Raw genomic sequence first — 18,886 nt, 5'->3', positions numbered from 1 at the left:
TGCGCCCCTCCGCCTACCGGCGGGCCAGGCGGATGAGGTCGGAATAGAGGGAGAGGGTCTCGTCGAGCCCGGCCTCCGCCTCGTTGCCCGCCGTGGCGAACAGCACGTGGTCCACTCCGGTGCCCTCCAGCCCCGCGAGGTCGTCGGCGATCTGGCGCGGCGAGCCGCCCAGGAACGGCCGCTCGTCGCCCAGCGGCTCGGCCGTGAGCGGCACGTTGGCCCGCGCCACCACGGTCACCGAGCCCGGGTCGCGGCCCTGCTCCTCGACGGCCGCCCGGAACGCCTTGGTCATGTCGATCAGCGTGTCGCGGGTGATCACCACCGGGTTGAGGCCGTCGGCGATGCGCGCGGCCCGCCGGATGCCGCCCGGCGTCATGGCGCCGAGCAGGACCGGCAGCCGCGGCTGCACCGGCTTCGGGTTGATCTCGGATTCGGCGATGTGGGTGAAGTCGCCCTCGTACGCGACCGGGTCCGGCCCCCAGCAGGCGCGCATGGCGGCGACGACCTCGTCCATGCCGCGCCCGATCCGGCTCATCGGCGTCTCGGTGGCGGCGAACTCCTGCGGCATCCAGCCCTGGCCGAGCCCGGCCACCGCCCGGCCGCCGCTGAGCTGGTCGAGGGTGGCCAGGCGCTTGGCGAGGACGACGGCCGGGTGCAGCAGGGCGTCGATGATGCTGGTGCCGAGCTTGACGCGGTCGGTGAGCGCGGCCACGTAGCTCAGCGTCTCCAGCGGCTCGTAGGCGACCCGGTAGATCTCGGGCACCGGCTGCGGGTCGCCGCCGCCGATGGCGACGGGCGCGGTCGGCCGCAGCAGTCGTTCGTAGGTCCACACCGAGTCGTAGCCGAGTTGCTCGGCTTCCTGGGCGACGCGGGCGATGGCGGCGGGGCCGGCCAGGGGCCCGGAGGTGGGCAAGGCGATACCGAGTTCCATGCCCAGCACACTACTACGTTCTTGATAGCTCACTCATAAAAAACGAGTGGCCTGTCCGTGTTGTCCCCTCGGCGGCCCGTCTGATCTTCTGGGATCATGACCGCTCAAGCCGTACGCCCCTCCGACGGGCTGCCGTACGCGTCCGGCACGATCCTCACCGACACCGAGGCCCACCTGCGTAAACAGGCCGAGGCCTGGCGGCACATCCAGCACCGGCGGGCGGCCGGCGCGCCGCTCCACAACGTCACCGGCCTCGAACGCGGCCTGCCGATGCCGGACGTGGACCCCTGGCTCATGGACGACGAGTGGACCGGCGCCCTGTACGGCGACCGGCTGCGCGAGCTCGGGCTCGCCCACCTGGGCGGCACCCCCGGCGAGCACGACATCGTGGTCACCAACCGCCTGACCGCCGCCCTCTTCGCGGCCATGCAGGTCGTGGTCCGTCCCGGCTCCACCGTGGTCGGCCTGTCCCCGTCCTACAGCCATCCGGCCGTCGTCCGGGCGGTGCGCGACGCGGGCGGCCGGCTCGCCGACACGACCGGCCTGGAGGCGTACAAGCGGGCGCTGGACGCGCACCCCGACGTCTCGGTGGTGGCCGTGACCAGGCTCGCCGTCACCTACGAAGCCCTCGACGAGGCCGACATCCATCGCGCGGTCGAGCTGGCGCACGCCCGGGGCGCGCTCGTCGTGGTGGACGACGCCGGCGGCGCGCGGGTCGGCCCGGCCGCCCTCGGCCAGCCCCGCACGCTGCGGCTCGGCGCCGACCTCGGCGCCACCGGCCTGGACAAGTACGGCGTCGCCGGCCCCCGCGTCGGCCTGCTCGGCGGCCGGGCCGACCTGGTGGCCCGCGCCCGGGCCAGGGCCTACGAGCTGGGCAGCGAGTGCCGCCCGGTGTTGTACCCGGCCGTCGTACGCACCCTGGAGACCTACACCGACGAACGCGTCCGCGAGCTGATCGCCTCGACCCGGCTGGTCGGTGCGGCGCTGCGCGAGCGGCTCGGCGGCGAGCTCGTCCAGGACACCCCGTTCATCACCCGCCTGCCGGGGGAGGCGCTCAACGCGGAGCTGGCCCGCCGCGCCGGTCCCGGTGCGCCGCCGCTGGAGCCGATCGAGGCCACGGCCGCGCTGGCGATGGTGCTGCTGCGCGACCACGGCCTGCTCACCGTGCACTTCGCGGGCCTGCCGCCGGGCACGGCGGCGCTGCTGGTCAAGTTCCTGCCCGCCGCCACGGTCGCGGCGCTCGGCGGTCCGGGGGCGTTCGCCGCCGCCGTGGACGACTCGCTCGACCGGGCCGCGGCCGTGCTGGGGGAGGGGGAGGAGGCGGTGCGCCGGCTGATCCTCGGCCCCTGACCCGGGGACCGGCACCGGCCCGCGCGTCAGGTCCTGGGCCTGATGGCCAGCCGGGTCACCAGCCACAGGGCCACCCCGAGCACCAGCAGCACGCCCGCGATCTCGTACTGGCCGGCCGGCCGCCCGGACGACCACGGCAGCACCAGGTAGAGGCAGGTGATCGTGCCCAGCACGGGCAGGACCCGGCCCGCGTTGAAGTGCGCGACCTCCACCCGGTCCCGCCGCAGGACCAGCACGGCCACGTTGACGGCGGCGAACACGGCGAGCAGCAGCAGCGACGTCGTCCCGCCCAGCAGCGCCACGACCGGGCTCTCCGGATCCAGGGAGACGAGGACGATGAGCCCGACGGCCAGCACGGTGGTGAACAGGATCGCCGCCTGCGGCGTGCGCCTGACCGGGTGCACCGAGGCCAGGACGGGCGGCAGCACGCCCCGCCTGCCCATGCCGTAGAGGAGCCGGCTGGCCATCATCATGTTGATCAGCGCGGAGTTCGCGACGGCGAACATGGAGATGAACGGCATCAGGCCGGCGATCGGGAAGTCCGGCGTCGCCGTCCGCACCACGGTCACCAGCGGCGTCTCGCTGCCGGCGAGCTGCCCGACCGGCACCACGGCGACGGCGCAGATCGACACCAGGACGTAGATCAGCCCGGTGATGCCGAGCCCGGTGAACATCATCCGCGGGAACGTCCGCACCGGGTCCTTGGTCTCCTCGGCCATGTTGACCGAGTCCTCGAAGCCCACCATGGCGAAGAAGGCCAGCGACGTCGCGGTGCTGATCGCCAGGAAGACGTTCTTGTCGGCGGCGGTCTCGAAGGCGACCACGCGGGAGAAGTCCGCCTGCCCGCCGAGGATGAAGAACATGCTGAGCACGATGACCAGCAGCAGCCCCGACAGCTCGATCAGGGTGAGCACCACGTTGGCCTTGACGCTCTCGCCGACGCCGCGCAGGTTGACGGCCATGACCAGGAGCATGAAGCCTGCCGCGATGAGCAGCACGAGGAGGTTGCCCCCGCCCAGGCCGAACCCCTCGACGAGGTTGGCGGCGAAGGCCCGCGCCGCGGCCGAGGCGGAGGTGATGCCCGAGCACATGACGGCGAAGCACACCAGGAAGGTCAGGGCGTGCCTGCGGAACGCCTTGTCCACGTAGAGCGCGGCGCCCGCGGCCTCCGGGTACTTCGTGACGAGCTCCAGGTAGGAGCAGGCGGTGATCAGCGCGACCGTGAAGGCGACGACGAACGGCAGCCAGGCGGCGCCGCCCACCTCGCCGGCGACCTCGCCCATCAGCGCGTAGACGCCCGTGCCGAGGATGTCGCCGATGATGAACAGCAGCAACAGGCCGGGTCCCATCACGCGCTTCAGGCTGTGGGGGCCGTCGCCGGTCCTGGCCGGGCCGGGGGGAGTGGTCTGGGTCATGGCCGGTCCTTCGCTGTACGTCCTGCGGAGCCGTGCGTGCACATACCATCACGGTAGGTCACGTGCGCGCCGGTGTGCGGTGGTCAGCGACACTGCCCGGTCACGGCCCGGATCAACGTCGGGCGAAGTCCTGCGTCCAGTAGAGCCGGCCCTGCCCGTCCTTGGCGGCGCCGACGCCGATGTGGGTGTAGGCGCAGTTCATGATGTTGCGCCGGTGGCCGTCGCTGTTCATCCAGCCCTTGACGACCTCGGCCGCCGTACGCTGCCCCATGGCGATGTTCTCGGCCCAGGCCGAGCCGGTGAAGCCGGTGGCGCGGATGCGGTCGCCCATGTCGCGGCCGTCCTGCGAGTCGTGCTCGAAGTAGTCGTTCTTCGCCATGTCGGCCGAGTGCCCGAACGCGGCCCGGCGCAGCCTGAGGTCATGGGTGAGCGGGCCGCAGCCGCCCTTGGCCCGTTCGGCGTTGGTGAGCCGGACGACCTCGTTCTCCACCGCCGTGCCGACGGCCGCGGCGGACGCCTTGGTGGGAGCCTGCGTCGGCCGGGCCGTGGGAGCGGGGGTGGGGGCGGTGGTGTGAGCGCGTGCCGGGGTGGGCGGGGCGCAGGTCAGCCGGACGGCCTTGGACGTGGCGGTCCCGCCCCGGTAGTCGGTGGCGACCGTGTAGTACGTGCCGGGCTTGCACGGCAGCCGCAGGGTGATCCGGCCGTCCCTGGTGGCGCCGCTCTTGACGACCGGGTCGGCGCCGGGGACGGCGCGCTTGACGCGGATGCGCAGCAGCGCCGGACGGACGCAGTCGCGGCGGGCCGCGCCGGCCACGATGGTGAGCGTGGCGACCTCCGGGCGGGCCACGCTGACCCGGCAGTCGTCCGCCTCCTGGGGCTTCTTGTCCGGCTGCCCGGACGGGGCCGGCGTCGCGGTGTCCGCCGGCGTGGTCATCTTCGGCGCCGCTCCGGCCGCCGCGTCCGGGGTGTCGTCGGCGGACGGGCCGCAGGCGGCGAGGGTGGCGACGGTGGTGACGGCGGCGAGCACCCCTAGGGGTCTGCGCATGAGGTTCCTCCAGGTGGCGGGAGACGCAACGCAGTCCCGCATTCTGCCACAAAAAGGACATTTCGCCCCCAGATGATGCCAACTGCGCATCATTGGCACTGTGGCACCGCCGGCGCGCCCTGGCAACACCCGCCCCGCAGGACCCGCCGGACGGGATTAGCCGCGGCCGTCCGGAGAAGGTGAGGGTCATGAGTACATCCGCGCTGGTCGTCATCGACATGCTGAATCCCTACGACCATGAGGACGCCGACAAGCTCACCCGGCACGTCGCGCCGATCGTGGAGCCTCTGGCGCGGCTCGTCGCCCGCGCCCGTGAGCGCGACGACGTGGAGCTGATCTACGTCAACGACAACTACGGCGACTTCTCCGCGGACCGGCACGAACTGGAGAAGCGAGCGATGGAGGGGGAGCGGCCGGACCTGGTGGAGCCGATCCTGCCGCCGGCGGAGTGCGCCTTCCTGCCCAAAGTGCGCCACAGCGCGTTCTTCGGCACGTCCCTGGAGTACCTGCTGACCCACCTGGAGGCCGGGACCGTCGTGCTGACGGGGCAGGTGACGGAGCAGTGCGTGCTCTACAGCGCGCTGGACGCGTACGTGCGCCACATGGACCTGACGGTGCCGCCGGACTGCGTGGCCGCCATCCACGAGGACCTCGGCGAGGCGGCGCTGCGCATGATGGAACGCAACATGTCGGCGCGCCTGACCCCGTCCCGCGACGTCTTCGCCTGAGCACGGAGATCGTGTATTTAGAAATCTACATTGTAAAGGCGCTCCGCCGGTGAGGTTGCGGTGAGCGTCCGGTGAGCGGCTTCAGCCATCGTCAAACCCATCACCGGGGCCACCAGGGGACCGGCTGTGCACGGAGGAACGGGACGATGGGCATGCTGACGGGGAAGACGGCGCTGGTGACGGGCGCGTCGCGGGGGATCGGCCGGGCGGTCGCGCTGCGGCTCGCCGCCGAGGGGGCGCTGGTCGCCGTCCACTACGGCGCGAACGCCGAGGCGGCCAAGGAGACGGTGGCGCGCATCGAGGACGGCGGCGGCCAGGCCTTCGCCGTCCAGGCCCGCTTCGGCGCCGAAGGCGCGCTGGACCGGCTGTTCGACGGCCTGGCCGCCGGGCTCGCCAACCGCGGCCTGGACGTGCTGGTCAACAACGCGGGCATCGCGTCCATCTCCCCCGTGACGCAGGTTTCGCCGGACGAGCTGGAGCGGGTGCTGGCGATCAACGTCGTGGCGCCGTTCTTCGTGATCCAGCGGGCGTTGCCGCTGCTGAACGACGGCGGCAGGATCGTCAACATGGGCTCCACGGCCAGCCGTTTCGCCGTCACCATGCAGATCGCCTACACCGTCAGCAAGGCCGCCCTGGAGTCGCTGGCCCCGACGCTGGCCAACGAGCTGGGCCGGCGCGGCATCACGGTGAACACGGTCGCGCCCGGCGTCGTGCGCACCGACATGACGGCCGGGCACACCTCCCTGCCCGAGCTCGTCGCCGGGCTGGAGGCGATCACCGCGCTCGGCCGGCTCGGCGAGCCCGAGGACGTCGCCGACGTCGTCGCGTTCCTGGCCGGGCCGGACAGCCGCTGGGTGACCGGCCAGACGATCGACGTCTCGGGCGGCACCTGGCTCGGCCCGCTCGGCGCCGCCTGACCCGTCCCGCACGTCCCGGCGTCCGGTCGCGGGGCCGGTGGATAATCACCGGCATGCGGTTCGGAATCCTCGGCGAGACGCGGGCCTGGCGCGACGACGGCACCGAGGCGCCGCTGGGCGGGCCGGCCCGCCGCGCCCTGCTGGCGCTGCTGCTGCTGCGTCCCGGTGCGGTGGTGCCGGCCGAACGGCTGGCGGGGGAGCTCGGTCAGGGGGTGGAGCCGTCGGCGCACGCGCTGCAGTCCCAGGTGTCGCGGCTGCGCGCGGCCCTCGGGCCGGCGGCGGCCATCGAGCGGACCGGCGCCGGCTACCGGATCGTGGTGCCGGCGGACGCGGTCGACGCCGTCCGTTTCGAGCTGCTGGCCGCCGAGGGCCGGTCGGCGCTGCGCGAGGGCGACGCCGGGGCCGCGGTGCGGCTGCTGCGCGAGGCGCTGGGGCTGTGGCGCGGGCCCGCGCTGGCCGGGCTGCCCGACGGCGAGAGCGCCCGCGCCGCCGCCGCGCGGCTGGAGGAGCTGCGGCTGGCCGCGCTGGAGGACCGCATCGAGGGCGAGCTGCGGCTGGGTGAGCACCGCGCGGCGGTGCCGGAGCTGCGGGAGCTGGCCCGCCGGCATCCGCTCAGGGAACGGACGGCCGCGCTGCTCATGCGGGCCCTGTCGGCCGGGGGCGGGCAGGCGGAGGCGCTGGTGGTGTTCGAGGAGACCCGGCGGCGGCTGGCCGGCGAGCTGGGCGCCGACCCCTCGCCGGAGCTGGCCGCGCTGCACCGCGAGCTGCTGGCCGCCGGTCCTGCGCCGTCGCCCGCCGCGCCGCCCGCGCAGCTCACCTCCTTCGTGGGCAGGGACCGCGAGGTGGCCGGGGTCGCCGCTCTGCTGGGGACGGCGCGGCTGGTCACGCTGACCGGGCCGGGTGGCGTCGGCAAGACCCGGCTGGCGGTCGAGGTCGCCGCCGGCGCGGACGGTGAGGTGTGCTTCGCCGAGCTGGCGGCGTTGAGCGACGGCGGCGGGCTGCCCCAGGCGCTGCTGGCCGCGCTGGGCCTGCGCCACGACGGGCTCCAGCTCGCGGGCGGGGCGTGGGCGCCGCTGGAGCGGCTCGTCGCGGCGTTGTCGGACCGGGAGCTGCTGCTCGTGCTCGACAACTGCGAGCATCTGATCGACGAGGCCGCGGCGCTGGCGGCGCGGCTGCTGTCCGCGTGTCCGCGGTTGCGGGTGCTGGCGACCAGCCGGGAGCCGCTCGCGGTCATCGGCGAGCACGTGTGGCCGGTGCGCCCGCTCGACGGCGCGGCGGCGGTCCGCCTGTTCGCCGACCGGGCGGCCGCCGCCGGGCGTGGTCTCGCCGCTGATCCCGGTCTCGTCCGGCGGATCTGCGCGGCCCTCGACGATCTGCCGCTGGCGATCGAGCTGGCGGCCGCGCGGCTGCGCACCCTGGACGTGCGGGAGCTGGCGGCGCGGCTGGACGACGTGCTCGGCGTGACGGCGCGGGGCGCCCGTACGGCCGACGAGCGGCACCGTACGCTGCGTTCGGTCGTCGCGTGGAGCTGGGAGTTGCTGTCGCCCGAGGAGCGGCGGGCGGCGCGCCGGTTCACCGTCTTCGCGGGCGGCGCGAGCAGGCGGGCCGCCCGGGAGGTGTGCGGGGCCGGCGGTGACGTTCTGGAGTCGCTGGCCGACAAGTCGCTGCTGGAGGTCGCGGGCGACGGCCGGGTGCGCATGCTGGAGACGATTCGCGCGTACGGGGCCGAACGGCTGGAGGAGGCGGGCGAGGGCGAGGCGGCCCGGCGCGCCCACGCCCGGCAGCTGCTGGAGCTGGCGCGGGCGGCCGACGCGCACCTGCTCCGCGCCGAGCAGCTCGACTGGCTGCCGGTCCTGGGGGCTGAGCACGGCAACCTGCTGGCGGCGTTGCGGTGGGCGGCCGGGGCGGGGGAGCGGGCGCTCGGGCTGCGGCTGCTGGCGGCGGCCTCGGCGTACCTGTGGATCCGGGGTGTGTCCGCCTCGGCGGCGCCGCACGCGATCGCGTTGCTGTCCGGTGAGCCGCCGCAGGACGACGGGCTCGGTGAGGAGTACGCGATCTGCGTCCTGCACGCGGCCGCCGTCCCCGCTGGGCGGGAGCTGTGGCTGCGGCACGCGGCGGCGGCGGGCGAGGCGCTGGCCGCCGCGTGGCCGGGTGACCGGGCGGGCCGCCATCCGGCCGCGCTGCTGTTGTGGATGATGCGCAACGCCGGCGAGAAGGATCCGGGGGACGCGTTCACGCTGGTGTCGGCGCAGCGGGACTGCCCCGATCCGTGGGCGCGGGCGCTTTCGCACTATGTCAGTGGTTTCGACGCGCTGGGGACGGGCGGCGCCGCGGCGGGGGAGGACGCTTTCCGCGCGGCCGCCGTGGGGTTCCGCGCGACCGGCGACCGCTGGGGCCTGGCGCTGGTGCTGGACGTTCTCGCCGGGGTGGCGAGTGGGCGCGGCGACCACGCGGAGGCGATCGCCCTGACCGATCGGGCGCTCATGCTGACGGGTCAGCTCGGCGCGCTGGAGGACCATGTCGACTTCCTGGTCAACCGGGCCGACTACCTCATCTCGGGGGATGCCGCGGGGGATTTCGCGGCGGCGCGGGCCGGCTATGGCGCGGCCGCCGCGCTGGCTCGCCGTGCCGGCAGTTCGTCCGGTCTGGCCGCGGCGCTGCGCGGTTTCGGTGACCTCGCGCTGCTGGACGGCGACCTGGCCGAGGCGGAGCGGCTCTACACCGGCGCGCTGGAACGCAACGACCCGCACTGGGTCAAAAGCTTAGGCACCCAGGTACGCATCCTCGTCGGCCTCGGCCGGGTGGCCGCCGGGCGCGGCGACCAGGCCGCCGCCGCGACGCGCTACCGCCAGGCCGCCGAGGCCGCGGCCGCGATGGGCCCCTCGGTCCCCGGCGCGCTGCGCCTGCTCGGCCTGCCCGCCGGGATCGCCGCCGTCCTGACCTCCTGGTGAGCGCGGCGCCCGGCGGCCCCCGGACGAGCTGAAAGTTTCAGGGGGAAGCCGCAGGTCGTCCGGCACCGCGTCCGCGCGCCGGTTGACGTCATGCCGGTGACATGCGATCAAAGCTCGCACGGGACGACGGAGTCGCGTATCAGGGCATGTTAGCGCTACCAAAGGGGACCCGATCCTATGAGACGCCTGGCCATCCTGCCCCTTCTGCTGCTCATGACGTTACTGTTCCCGCTGCGGGAGGCCGCGGCGGACACCAACGTGGCCCGCTCGGCCACCCCGTCGGCCTCCTACACCTCGGCGTGGGAGAGCGTGGCGGCGATCAACGACGGCATCGACCCGCCACGCTCGAACGACACCGTCAACCGCCGCTGGGGCACCTGGCCGCAGACCGGCACGCAGTGGGCGGAGCTGACCTGGGCGTCGGCGCAGAACCTGCGCTCGGCCGACGTCTACTTCTTCGACGACGGCGGCGGCGTGCGCGTCCCGGCCTCCTGGAAGCTCCAGTACTGGACCGGCAGCGCCTACGCCGACATCTCCGCCTCGTACCCGGTGGCCGCCGACACCTACAACACCGCGTCCTTCTCCCAGGTCAGCACCACGCGGCTGCGGGTCGTGCTGCAGAGCGGCCAGGCGTCGGTGGGGCTGCTGGAGGTGCGGGCGTTCACGCCGGACACCGGCGGCGGCACCAGCGGCTGGAACCCGCCCTCCTCCCTCGTCACCCCGCTCGACGAGGTGTGGCGGCACGTCGAGTCGACGTACTCCAACCCGTACGGGTTCCGCAACTACGGCTGGGACCAGATCATGGCCAACCGCGGCTCCATCAACTACTGCGTCCGCTGGGATTCCAGTGCCAACGTGACCGCCGCCCAGCGTGACCAGATCCACGCGGCGCTGGCCCGCCAGTTCAAGAAGTGGATGGACGTCATGGCCGGGCACAACGGCTGGCCGTACGCGGATGTGCCGCTCAAGGTCGTCGGCTGGGCCGTGCGCGACCGCGCCCAGCTCCAGTGGAGCGACACCAGCGTGGACGTCTACGTCAACAACATCCGCGAGAACGCGCCCCAGTGCTCCGAGCCGTGCGGCCGTTTCTTCAACCAGAGCGGCAATTATCCGAACTGCCCGGGCGGCGCGTCCCACCACTACGACATGTCCCTGTGGCTGACCGCCGGGTTCTCCGGGGGCGCAGGGGGCGACTGGGGGCAGCGGGTCGGCAGCGAGTACTACCTGTCCAACCTGAACGCCGCCAACATGCACATCCTGCTGCACGAGATAGGCCACTCGTTCGGGCTGGACGACTTCTACGACTGGACGCCGACCGGCGTGTGCTGCTTCCTCATGAAGGCGGGCAGCGCGACGTCGATCACGGACTTCGACGCGTGGATGTTCCGTGACTGGTGGCGTCACCTGAAGAGCCGCTACGGCCTGTGAGCACGGCGATCTGCGCGGCGGCTAAGGCCACGGCCGGGGCGAGGAGCGCGGTCAGCAGCGCCTGCGCGTACGGGCCGCTCTGCGTGCTGTGGTCGTAGGCCCTAGGCCCGACCGCCGCGTAGACGGACCAGATGAGGAGGGGGCCGGCCAGCCCCGCGACGAGGCCGGGCCCCCTCCTCGCGGCCCGTCGTGCCGTGCGGGCCGCGACCACCGCCACCACCACGAACGGCGTCACCAGCAGCAGCGGGTCCGCGATCACTTCGAGGGGCTCCGGCCACTCTCCCGGGCCGCGGTCGAGGGCCTGCAGGGTGCGGAGCGCGACGAAACCCACCAGCCCTGCTGCGGCCCCCGGGTGCCGCAGCGCGAGGACTCCGGCGGCGGCCCCGATGCCGCCGCCCGCCAGCGAGGCCAGCAGCGCCACGCCCGGGGGTTCGACGGTCACGCCGAGGGCCTGCGCGTACTGCACCGGGCCGCCGGCCAGCGCCGCGCCCAGCCAGGCGGCGACCGGCACGGCGGCCCACGACTCACGCCCGCCCCGCAGCCGCCCGGCGAGCACCGACGCCAGCACGACCGACGCGGCCGGGTACCACAGGGCGGAGGTGAGGTCCCGGTACCAGCCGGGCCCGTCGTACGGGTGGTAGTCCGTCCACAGCGTCAGCCCGGCCGCCCGCGCGGCGGCGAGCTGCCCCGCCGCCAGCACCGCGCCCGCCACCGCGGCGACCGTCACCGCCGCCACCGGGGGCCGGGAGGTCCGGACGCCGCCCGGCACACCCCGGACACCGCCGGGCGTGTGGCGGGCGGCCAGCGCGTACGCGAGCACGGCCCCCACCGCCCACCCGGGCCAGCCGGGCCACTCCAGCCAGCTCCCCATCGCGTCGGCGGTCTCGATCTCGGCCAGCTCGGTCGCGAGCACCGCCCACGCGCCTCCCCACAGGGTGGCCAGGGCCGCCGCGGCGGGCGACCCCCGTAACAGCAGGCCCGCGAGCACGCCGATGAGCGGCCCGGCGGGCTCCGGCCGGCCGGCCAGGGTCAGCAGCGCGGCCGCCGCGGGCGCCGGCAGGCCGGCCACGAGCGTGGCGCGCAGGATCGGCATCCGTTCAGCGAACCACATCCCGCTACGTCATGACAGGCGTTCGCATTCCGGTGCGGGCCGACTCCAGGGCCGCCGTCACCATGGCGAGGCTGCGGATGTTGTCGTGGCACTCGCCCTGCGGCGCCCGCCCGGTGCGCAGCCCGGTCACGAACTCCTCCAGCCCCTCGGCCAGCCCGCCGAAGCGCCGGGGCCGCTCCGGGTAGGGGTCGTCCTCCTGCTTGCAGGCCCGTACGACCTCGCCCTTGGCCGGTTCGGCCACCGGGTCGCCGTCGCCGTCCCATAAGGCGGTGCCGCGCGGGCCGGTCGCCCGCCAGGAGCCGGTCCACGACGTCGGCAGGCCGGGCGCCGACCAGCTCCCGGTGAAGGTGTAGCGCAGCCCGCCGGTCATCTCGAAGATCGCCGTGGCCGAGCACGCGCCCGGGTACCAGGTCCATGCCGGCCGGAACGACTCGCAGTACACCGACACCGGATCGGCTCCCGACACCGCCCGCGCCGCGTCGAACAGGTGGATCGCCATGTCCTGCAGCAGCGGGTGCTCCAGCGTGGACAGGAACGCCGCCCCCCGGTACGGGATGAAGAACTCCGACGTCATCAGCCCGACCGGCCCCAGCTCGGCCACGGTGCGCCGGTAGGCGACCAGGCCGCGCTGGTGGCGGCGGTTCTGGCTGACGGCGAACAGCCGGCGGGACTCGTCGGCGGCGCGCACCATGGAGCGGGCCTCGTCCAGGGTGACGGCCATCGGTTTCTCGCTCAGCACCGACACCCCGCGCCGCAGCGCCGTCACCGTCACCTCGTAATGGGCCTGCGGGACGGTGCAGTTGACGACGAAGTCGGGCTCCTCGCCGTCCAGCAGCGAGGTCAGGGACGCGCCGGTGGGCAGGTCGTCCAGGCCGAGGGCGTGGGCGGCGGCGCGGGCCCGCTCGGGGGCCACGTCCACCCAGCCGGCCAGTTCGACGCCGGGGTGGGCGAGCAGCTCGGGCGCCCACTGCCCGCCGATGAACCCGGCTCCGGCGATCACCGCGCGCAGCGGCCGGTCCGCTTCCACGGTCGCGAACGTCGCTGACGTCATCGTGCCCCCTACCAGGTGATCGGGGTGTGGGCGTTCTGGAGCGGCTCGCCGGTCCCGGCGTCCGGGGCGGCCCACAGGACCGCGTTGGCCAGCACCCGCCGTACGTCCGGATGGTGGTAGACGGGGTAGTTCTGGTCGCCGGGGCTGAAGTAGAAGACGCGGCCGAGTCCGCGGCGGTAGCAGCAGCCGCTGCGGAACACCTCGCCGCCGGCGAAGCCGCTGACGAAGACCAGCTCGTCGGGCTGGGGGATGCCGAACGGCTCGCCGTAGGTCTCCTGCGCCTCGATGACCAGCGGGTGGGGGACGCCGCGGGCGATGGGGTGGCCGGGGGAGACCGTCCAGACCAGCTCGCGTTCGCCGGCGTCACGCCAGTTGAGCGTGCACGTGGTGCCCATGAGCGAGCGGAAGATCTTGGAGTAGTGGCCGGAGTGCAGCACGAGCAGACCCATGCCGCCGAGCACGCGGCGTCGTACGCGCTCGACGACCTTGTCGTCCACCTCCTCGTGCGCCATGTGCCCCCACCAGGTGAGCACGTCGGTGGCGGCGAGGACCTCGTCGGTGAGCCCGTGCTCGGGCTCCTCCAGGACGGCGGTACGGACCCGTGCCCGCGGGCCCAGCGCCTCGCGCAGCCCGTCGGCGATGGCGCCGTGGATGCCGGTGGGGTAGCGGCGGCGTACCTCCTCCTCACGCTGCTCGTGGTAGTTCTCGCTCCACACGGTGACGTTGAGCGGGACTTCGGCTGTGTGGTCGGCTGGGGGTGGGACGTGGGCCGCCATCCGTTTCCTTCCGGTCGTCGATCGTCGTCCCTTTTCCTCCCCCGCCGCCCCCGCTACGGAACTAGTGATCTACTTTGTAAAGACGCTCGGTGGTTTCACTGCAATAGCGAACCAAACAGAAAAAGCACAAACACCATCAACAGAGGGGAGGTGTTTGTCAACGGCCCCAACTTCTCCGTGTATCGGCATCCGGAGCCCGTCCAGATTGCCTCGGTGCCCCTGCCTGCCGCCGGCTCCTACCTCCTCCACGCCGAAACGATCTTCGAGCAGAACCCCAGCGGTACTCCCGACAGCCGACCCATGAAGGGCTGGCAGGCAGCAACCGTGGGTGCCGAGGAAACGGGTGCGCTCTCGTTTGAGAGTGCGGTCACCACCACCGCGCCCGGCCCGGTGAATCTGGTCTGCCACGGCTTGTGGAACGTCGACATCAACTTCACCGGGGGCTTGCTCATCGCGCAGGCTGTGCCCAAGATCACCAAGTTCTGACCTCGGTGCTCGACTTTGGCCCCGCCGCCCGGTGCGGCGTGCGGCGGGGTCGGGGGCGCTCAGCCGGTTGGTTCGGCTCCTGGGCGTTCTTGTCCGGTGTCGGTGGCTGTCTCGTGTCGTTCCTCTTCGGCTTTGCGTTCGGGGTTGGGCGGGGGTTCGATGGGCTCGGCGGGTACGGGGCGTGGGGAGGAGGTGTGGACGTCGCCTCCGGAGCGTTCGGCGACGATGTCGCTTTCTCCGTTGACTCGGCCTACCGCCGCGGGGAGGTCGGTGTTTGTCCCGTCTTGTGCGTTCATGACCGGCATCTGCCCGACAGGTGGCAGGTGAAGCGAGGGGGTGTACTTCCGGTGTCGTACGCGGGCCGGTCGTCGGTCCCGATGAGGTAGGGGAAGTTCGCTCCGCTCGCCGGATGTTCCCGGGGTGTGGCCGGCGAAGAATTCCCGGTATGAGTGTGACCCCGATCGATCTGTTCGCCTCGTCCATCCACCTCGGTCAGGAGGGCGGGATCCGCGCCGGGAGAAGGACCGCTGACCCCGACCAGGACGGCTGGCGGCTGACGGCGTTCCATGCCAGGACGGGTGCGGACGTGCACGTCGGTCACTGGGAGGTTCATCCGGAGGCCGAGGAGATCGTCTCCTGCCTGGTCGGGAAGATTCGCCTCTTTCTCCGTCCGGAGGGGCCTGGGCAGGAGGAGGAGGAGGAGGTCAGGCTGACGGCGGGTACGGCCGCGATCGTGCCTCGTGGGCGGTGGCACCGCATCGAGCTGGACATTCCGAGCACCATCATGGCGGTGACGCTGCCGCGGGGCAGTCGTGTGGAGAGGCGGGCCGAGGTTCAGGCCGGTGCGCCGGCGCGGCCACCTGCCTGAACCGTCGGGTATTGCCGTTTCCTCGCCGCTCATCCGATTTCTCTTTGCCGTCGCTCCGGGCAGGAACCGGGGGGAGGCGACGGAGGGAGCGGTGGGATGCAGATCGTCGTGGACCTCACGCGCTGCCAGGGCTATGCGCAGTGCGTGTTCCTCGCACCGGAGGTGTTCCACCTGCATGGGGAGGAGGCGCTGCTGTACGACCCGGCCGTCCCCGCCGGCCAGGTCGGGCGGGTGCGTGAGGCCGCGGCGGCGTGCCCGGTCCAGGCCATCCTCCTCGGAGAGGAGGTGGGCTCCGGTGGACGGTGATCCGCGCGAGGGCCGCATCGTCGTGGTCGGCGCGTCGCTGGCGGGGCTGCGGGCCGCGGAGGCGCTGCGTGAGCAGGGCTTCATCGGTTCGCTGACGGTGGTGGGGGACGAGCCTCATCCGCCCTATGACCGGCCGCCGCTGTCGAAGCAGGTGTTGCTCGGTCAGGCGGCGGCGGACGGGACGGGGCTGCCGATGCGGCGGAACCCGGACGCCGAGTGGCTGCTCGGGATGCCGGCCACCGGTCTGGATCCCCTGCGGAAGCGGGTGTTGCTGGCGGACGGGGAGTGGCTTGCCTATGACCGTTTGCTGATCGCGACCGGGACGCGGGCGCGGCCCTGGCCTCATGCGGAGGAGGCGGCTCTGGACGGGGTGTTCACCTTGCGCACGTGTGACGACGCCGGGCGGCTGGCCGAGCGGCTGGCGGCGGGGCCGCGGCGGGTGCTGGTGATTGGTGGCGGTTTCACCGGTTCGGAGATCGCCTCGGCCTGCCGGGAGCGGGGGCTGGAGGTGACGGTCACCGAGCGCGGTCCGGCGCCTTTGGTGGGGGCGCTCGGTGGCACGCTGTCGAAGCTCGCCGCGGGGGTGCAGCGTGCGCATGGTGTGGATCTGCGTTGCGGGGTGACGGTGACCGCGCTGCGCGGGGACGGGAGGGGCCGGTTCGCCGGGGCGGATCTGTCCGACGGTGGCCGTGTCGACGCGGATGTGTGCGTGGTGGCGTTGGGGGCGGTGCGTAACGTCGAGTGGCTGGCGGATGCCGGGCTGGCGGCGGGTCCGCGCGGGGTGGCGTGCGACGCCGGGTGCCGGGCTTTCGACATGTACGGGATCGTCACCGATGACGTTTTCGTCGCCGGTGACGTGTCCCGGTTTCCGCATCCGCTGTTCGAGTACCAGTTGCTCTCGCTGGAGCACTGGGGCAATGCGGTGGCGCAGGCCGAGGTGGCGGCGCACAACATGATCAGTCCGGGGCCGCTGCGGCGTCCTCATCTTTCGTTGCCGGCGTTCTGGTCGAGCCAGTTCGGGCTCAACATCAAGTCGGTGGGCGTGCCCACGTTCTCCGATCAGATCGTGCTCGCGCAGGGGTCTTTGGACGAGCGCCGCCTGGCCGTGGTGTACGGCTACCGGGGCCGGGTGACCGCGGCGGTCACCGTCAACATGGCCAAGTCGCTCGAGTACTACGAGCATCTGATCGAGACGGCTGCTCCGTTTCCGCCGGGGCCTGGTGCGGCGGACCGGCCGCTCGCCGCGGAGCTGACGATTCCTTCCGATGTGCCGGACCCGAAGAGGTTGTCGCACGGTCCGACGGTCGCGCTCACCGGCCATCTGCCGGATCGCCGGCTGACGGTGGTGCGGCATGCCTGATTGTCGCGCCCGTTCACGAGGAGCCGAGACGCCATGACCGCTGACACCCTGCTGGAACGGATCACGGACTACGCCTGCCGTCCTGATCCTTACCCTTTGTACGCGGAGTTGCGTGAGGCCGGTCCGGTGGTGCGGCAGGCGGACGGCAGTCATCTGGTGGGCACGTACCACGAGATCAACGCCTTGCTTCATGATCCGCGGGTGAGTGTCGATCCCCGTAACGGCCTGGTTCGTGATCCGGTCCTGTCGGAGCGGGAGGAGCTTCCCTTTCTCCTCCTCGACGATCCGGCGCATCATCGGCTGCGGACGCTGGCGATGCGGCCGTTCGGCCCGCCGCACAGCCCTGGCCGGGTCGACGCCATGCGTGGTCAGATCGCCGAGCTCACCGGTGAGCTGGTGGACGGGCTCCGGGGCCGGGCGGAGATCGATCTCGTCGACGACTTCGCCTATCCTCTGCCGGTCACGGTCATCTGCCGGTTGCTGGGCGTCCCGCGGGAGGACGAGCCGTTGTTCCGCCGCTGGTCGGACCTCGTCGTCGCCTCGGCCGACGTGCAGCCGGGCGAGGAGGCCGCGGAGCGGGCGCGTACGGGCCGGCAGGCGCGGATGGAGATGGGCCGGTACCTGGTGGATCTCGCCGAGCAGCGCCGTGGGGGTTCGGGCGAGGACATGCTGTCGGCCTTCGTCAACGAGCCGGATCCGGGCCTGCGGCTGACGCGGGAGGAGCTGGCGGAGACGGCCGTCCTGCTGCTCATCGCCGGTCACGAGACCACGGTCAACCTGATCGCGAACGGGGTTTTGACGCTGTTGCGTCATCCTGAGGAGCTCGACCGGCTGCGCCGGGATCCGGGTCTGCTGCCCGGCGCGGTGGAGGAGTTGCTGCGCTACGAGCCTCCGGTGCATCTGCGCAGGCGTGTCCCTCTGGTCGACCTCGACATCGCCGGCTCCGTGGTGCCCAAAGGTGAGCCTCTGATCCTCGTGATCGCGTCGGGCAACCGTGATCCCTGGCGGTTTCGTGAGCCGGACCGGTTCGATCCGGCCCGGGCGGACAACCAGCATCTCGGTTTCGGCGGCGGCGTCCATCTCTGTTACGGCGCGCCGCTCGCCCGGATCGAGGCCCAGGCGGCGCTGGGCGCGCTGATTCCGCTTCTCGGGGCCGTCACGTTGGTGGAGGATCCGCCGCCTTACCGGCGCAATGCGATGTTGCGTGGTCCGCGGCACCTGCCGCTGCGGGTGCGGCCGGCGCTAGTGGACGGAGAAGCCGCCGTCGACGAACAGCATCTGGCCGGTGACGAACGCTGATGCGTTTCCGGCGAGGAACACCGCCGCGCCGGCGAAGTCCTCCGGGACGCCGTTGCGGCCGGTCATGTGGCGGGCGGCGAGGGCTTCGACGCGGCCGGGGATGGCCTGGGCGGGGGCGGTCAGCGGGGTGAGGACGAAGCCGGGGATGATCGTGTTGACGCAGACGCCGGCGGTGGACCAGGCTTCGGCCTGGGAGCGGGTGAGTCCGGCGAGGCCGGCTTTGGCGGCTCCGTAGGCGCCGCTGTCGCCGAAGGCGCTGATGGACTGCTGGGAGCCGATGTTGATGATGCGGCCCCAGCCGCGGGCGGCCATGCGCGGGCCGAAGTGCTGGCCGAGCAGGTAGGGGGCGGTGAGGTTGACGGCGACGGTGAGCTCGTAGTCGTCGGTGGTCAGCTCGGCCATGGGTTTGCGGATGTTGTTGCCGGCGTTGTTGACGAGGATGTCGATCTCCCCCGCGGTGTCTTCCATGCTGTCGCAGACGCGCTGGACGTCGCCGCGGTCGGCGAGGTCGGCGCTGATGCAGGTGGTGGTGACGCCGTGGCGGCGCAGGCGGGCGGCGGCCTGGTCGAGCTCGGCGGGGCGGCGGGCGACGAGGACGACGTCGGCTCCGGCGCGGCCGACGGCCTCGGCGATGGCGTAACCGATTCCGGAGCTGCCGCCGGTGATGAGGGCGCGGCGGCCGTGGAGGGAGAACAGCTCCTGCAGATAGTGCGACACGGTCGCACAAGGTAGCACCTGGGCGGATGCGGGGCGCGCGCGTGGGGGAGGGTGCGGAGATTGCGCGGGCGTGGCGGCGCGGAGTAAGCTCGAATACTCGCATTTACGCGCCAGCTTTCACAGGCTTCCCGATAGGAGTATATCACT

17 protein-coding genes are annotated in these 18,886 nt (G+C 72.8%); 10 read left to right on the top strand and 7 right to left on the bottom strand.

Annotated features, from left to right (window positions below; translation table 11 throughout):
• Window positions 1-13 precede the first annotated feature (13 nt).
• Window positions 14-931, bottom strand: coding sequence for a TIGR03619 family F420-dependent LLM class oxidoreductase (locus tag SMD20_RS09515; protein WP_329577820.1), 918 nt, complete (start codon window positions 929-931; stop codon window positions 14-16).
• A 96-nt stretch (window positions 932-1,027) separates the two neighbouring features.
• Here SMD20_RS09515 and SMD20_RS09510 point away from each other — a divergent pair, with 96 nt between their 5' ends.
• Entirely contained in the window at window positions 1,028-2,281 is a 1,254-nt protein-coding gene (locus tag SMD20_RS09510) for an aminotransferase class I/II-fold pyridoxal phosphate-dependent enzyme (RefSeq protein ID WP_329577817.1), read from the top strand.
• 26 nt (window positions 2,282-2,307) lie between these two features.
• Here SMD20_RS09510 and SMD20_RS09505 read toward each other — a convergent pair whose 3' ends face one another.
• Together SMD20_RS09505 and SMD20_RS09500 are read right to left on the bottom strand one after the other, a co-directional pair.
• Window positions 2,308-3,696 (bottom strand): APC family permease, encoded by a 1,389-nt coding sequence (locus SMD20_RS09505; protein WP_329577814.1) that lies wholly within the window; start codon window positions 3,694-3,696, stop codon window positions 2,308-2,310.
• A gap of 112 nt (window positions 3,697-3,808) precedes the next feature.
• Window positions 3,809-4,741 (bottom strand): CAP domain-containing protein, encoded by a 933-nt coding sequence (locus SMD20_RS09500; RefSeq protein WP_329577811.1) that lies wholly within the window; start codon window positions 4,739-4,741, stop codon window positions 3,809-3,811.
• A 188-nt stretch (window positions 4,742-4,929) separates the two neighbouring features.
• Here SMD20_RS09500 and SMD20_RS09495 point away from each other — a divergent pair, with 188 nt between their 5' ends.
• The 4 genes from SMD20_RS09495 (at window position 4,930) to SMD20_RS09480 (ending at window position 10,765) form a co-directional block, all read left to right on the top strand.
• Entirely contained in the window at window positions 4,930-5,469 is a 540-nt protein-coding gene (locus SMD20_RS09495) for a cysteine hydrolase family protein (protein WP_329577809.1), read from the top strand.
• Window positions 5,470-5,615: 146 nt separating this feature from the next.
• On the top strand, window positions 5,616-6,386 hold the full coding sequence (locus SMD20_RS09490; protein ID WP_329577806.1) for an SDR family NAD(P)-dependent oxidoreductase: 771 nt from the start codon (window positions 5,616-5,618) through the stop codon (window positions 6,384-6,386).
• A 53-nt stretch (window positions 6,387-6,439) separates the two neighbouring features.
• Complete coding sequence (locus SMD20_RS09485; RefSeq protein WP_329577803.1) at window positions 6,440-9,337, top strand: BTAD domain-containing putative transcriptional regulator; 2,898 nt, start codon at window positions 6,440-6,442, stop codon at window positions 9,335-9,337.
• A gap of 177 nt (window positions 9,338-9,514) precedes the next feature.
• Window positions 9,515-10,765, top strand: a complete 1,251-nt coding sequence (locus tag SMD20_RS09480) for a hypothetical protein (protein ID WP_329577800.1) — start codon at window positions 9,515-9,517, stop codon at window positions 10,763-10,765.
• Here the strand turns inward: SMD20_RS09480 and SMD20_RS09475 are convergent.
• From SMD20_RS09475 to SMD20_RS09465, 3 genes are read right to left on the bottom strand one after another with little or no spacing between them, the layout of a single operon-like run.
• Window positions 10,698-11,858 (bottom strand): hypothetical protein, encoded by a 1,161-nt coding sequence (locus SMD20_RS09475; protein WP_329577798.1) that lies wholly within the window; start codon window positions 11,856-11,858, stop codon window positions 10,698-10,700. The genes SMD20_RS09480 and SMD20_RS09475 overlap by 68 nt on opposite strands.
• Window positions 11,859-11,880: 22 nt before the next feature.
• Complete coding sequence (locus tag SMD20_RS09470; protein WP_329577796.1) at window positions 11,881-12,927, bottom strand: Gfo/Idh/MocA family protein; 1,047 nt, start codon at window positions 12,925-12,927, stop codon at window positions 11,881-11,883.
• A gap of 8 nt (window positions 12,928-12,935) precedes the next feature.
• Complete coding sequence (locus SMD20_RS09465; RefSeq protein WP_329577794.1) at window positions 12,936-13,703, bottom strand: ThuA domain-containing protein; 768 nt, start codon at window positions 13,701-13,703, stop codon at window positions 12,936-12,938.
• 150 nt (window positions 13,704-13,853) lie between these two features.
• Between SMD20_RS09465 and SMD20_RS09460 the strand changes: the two genes are divergently transcribed.
• From SMD20_RS09460 to SMD20_RS09440, 5 genes are all read left to right on the top strand, one after another.
• Window positions 13,854-14,189 carry a hypothetical protein gene (locus SMD20_RS09460; RefSeq protein WP_329577792.1) on the top strand — a complete coding sequence of 112 codons (336 nt, stop codon included), beginning with the start codon at window positions 13,854-13,856 and terminating at the stop codon, window positions 14,187-14,189.
• Window positions 14,190-14,634: 445 nt separating this feature from the next.
• The gene (locus tag SMD20_RS09455; RefSeq protein ID WP_329577791.1) at window positions 14,635-15,057 is read left to right on the top strand and encodes a cupin; all 423 of its coding nucleotides are present in this window, start codon (window positions 14,635-14,637) and stop codon (window positions 15,055-15,057) included.
• A 96-nt stretch (window positions 15,058-15,153) separates the two neighbouring features.
• A complete protein-coding gene (locus SMD20_RS09450; RefSeq protein ID WP_329577790.1) occupies window positions 15,154-15,363 on the top strand; it encodes a ferredoxin in 210 nt (69 codons plus the stop codon).
• Window positions 15,353-16,723 (top strand): NAD(P)/FAD-dependent oxidoreductase, encoded by a 1,371-nt coding sequence (locus SMD20_RS09445; RefSeq protein ID WP_329577787.1) that lies wholly within the window; start codon window positions 15,353-15,355, stop codon window positions 16,721-16,723. Before SMD20_RS09450 ends, SMD20_RS09445 begins: the two co-directional genes overlap by 11 nt.
• Window positions 16,724-16,756: 33 nt before the next feature.
• Window positions 16,757-18,022: a cytochrome P450 gene (locus SMD20_RS09440; RefSeq protein WP_329577784.1), complete on the top strand. Its 1,266-nt coding sequence runs from the start codon at window positions 16,757-16,759 to the stop codon at window positions 18,020-18,022.
• On the opposite strand, the gene SMD20_RS09435 is transcribed toward SMD20_RS09440, so the two are convergent.
• Window positions 17,966-18,739: an SDR family NAD(P)-dependent oxidoreductase gene (locus tag SMD20_RS09435; protein WP_329577781.1), complete on the bottom strand. Its 774-nt coding sequence runs from the start codon at window positions 18,737-18,739 to the stop codon at window positions 17,966-17,968. The two genes, SMD20_RS09440 and SMD20_RS09435, sit on opposite strands and share 57 nt — an antisense overlap.
• Window positions 18,740-18,886: the final 147 nt, after the last annotated feature.

The organism is Nonomuraea sp. LP-02 (assembly GCF_036289125.1).
Classification (GTDB): domain Bacteria; phylum Actinomycetota; class Actinomycetes; order Streptosporangiales; family Streptosporangiaceae; genus Nonomuraea; species Nonomuraea bangladeshensis.
The sequence above is the reverse complement of the archived record's forward strand: the minus strand, read 5'-3'. Positions and strand labels throughout refer to the sequence as shown.